The organism is Psychrobacter aquaticus CMS 56 (assembly GCF_000471625.1).
In the GTDB taxonomy this organism is placed as follows: domain Bacteria; phylum Pseudomonadota; class Gammaproteobacteria; order Pseudomonadales; family Moraxellaceae; genus Psychrobacter; species Psychrobacter aquaticus.
The window spans coordinates 1-1,730 of sequence record NZ_AUSW01000021.1; the positions used below are offsets into that span (position 1 = coordinate 1).

The 1,730-nt window shown below is 33.2% G+C and carries 1 protein-coding gene and 1 pseudogene; both read right to left on the reverse strand.

Annotated features, from left to right (window positions below; genetic code table 11):
- Window positions 1-911, reverse strand: a 911-nt coding sequence (locus tag M917_RS06235) for a hypothetical protein (protein ID WP_040642178.1), incomplete at its 3' end; no start/stop codon positions are given.
- A 248-nt stretch (window positions 912-1,159) separates the two neighbouring features.
- A pseudogene (locus tag M917_RS14205) lies at window positions 1,160-1,730 on the reverse strand (ATP-binding protein); the annotation flags it as partial.

Genomic DNA, 1,730 nt, shown 5'->3' on the forward strand with positions numbered 1-1,730 from the left:
ACTATCGCTTTTTTATACTGCAATGCCATCAGGTCATCTGATAGATTATGTATGCCCTTATTCCAAATATGCCAAAGCTGGTCATTATAAAAGCTAAACCCATTTTTGAAGTCTAACTGTAGCTCTTGCTGCGATATAACTAACTGCTCTTTGATCAGTGAAATCTCTTCATCAAGATTAATATCTTCTTTTAATCCTGGTAAATCTTTTATCAAAACATCAAAGTGTTGCTTAATCGCTAGCTTATCTTGCTTTGAAGCTATGGGCTCGTATTTGTCAGGATTTGCTAAATGAAGCATTAAGCTTTGCATAGCGATTGTTTTGTTTTTTAGTTGCCTATACTCTGCATCATCAATACTGTAAGTATTTTCCTCGAAAAGTATGTCAGCATTTTCAATAATGAAAGCATTTATAGCTTCTTTATCAAACCCTCCATTATCTACTTCCTTTTTAAGTGTCATGCAGAGAATCAATAAGTAGTTTAACTCTACAGGTTTATTGGTTTTATGATACTGACCTGTTGAACCTACACCATACTTAGGGAAGAAATTTTCTCGCCTACACTCATTAAAGCGGCGGATATCTGCTTCTTCATCCAATATCCAGATAGGTGTTTTCTCTTTGGTATCAGCAGTTATGTCATGAGCTGGTAAGCTCCAGAGCCAATTTAGATGAGCAAAGCAAAGCTTTGTTTCGTAATCTGCATGCTCAAACTGCTGTTTAATTTTTTGCCAAAAATCTTGATTGCTACCTTCTATAGGTGAGTCCAAAAAACAGATTTTTACTTTCTTCAAATTTTCTAATGTAAATACGTCTTCTTCATTAGTGAGGATTGAATTATTCTTCAATAAGCATTCTTCAATAAATGTATTATATAGCTGGTGAACTGGGTGCGTAATATTAGCTGTCATCATAGTTCCTTAATATTTGAATTATTTAGTGAGTTATTGACAGTACTTACACTGTAGCGATCAACTAATTTTAGATACTTGATAAGAGCTTTTAGTTTAATTAATATCTCTTTTATTTAGTAAGTTGTAGGTGATGATTTAAACAGTACAGTCTTATCTACTATAACGTTTTTATAAACTTAAATAGTTTGGTCGGCAACCTTTCAGATAGATTATTTGTTTCTATGATTATTAAGTTAGATCATCACCTAACTTAATTTTATACTTCTAAATAATTCACTCTGTTGCAATGAAGCACTACGTCTATCACCTTGATCAATAAGCCAGTCAATAATTCTTAAAAGCTTTTGCACAGTCTGCAAATTTAGTAGACTGTCTCTTGCTGCAAAAAATTGAACTAGTTCGGAAAGCCTTGAATATAGCGTGCTACCTTGCCAGCCTACAAGCTTAGGCATAGATATGACGGTTAAGACTTGATCTGCGAAAAGTTCAGTAGGATAGTCTTTTTTAGCGCTCTCACATAGTTGTACAAAATTTTGCATAACAACGCCTACCCAACCTGCTTCACAAACAAGTTTATCGACAATTGGTAATATCAAATTAATCTCAGACCAGTCTTCATTTGCAAACCGTTTAGCACCATTAAATTGGCTAAATCGAGTAAACATTAATGTTTTTAGTGTATTATTTTGGAATTGTTCGAATCTGCCAACTCTGTAGCTATCTTTGTTTAGCTCTTCAATTTGTAAGAATCTATCCAAACACTTTTGCAAAATTTTTATAATATCTTCTGATATAATCAATTCATCATAGAGATTG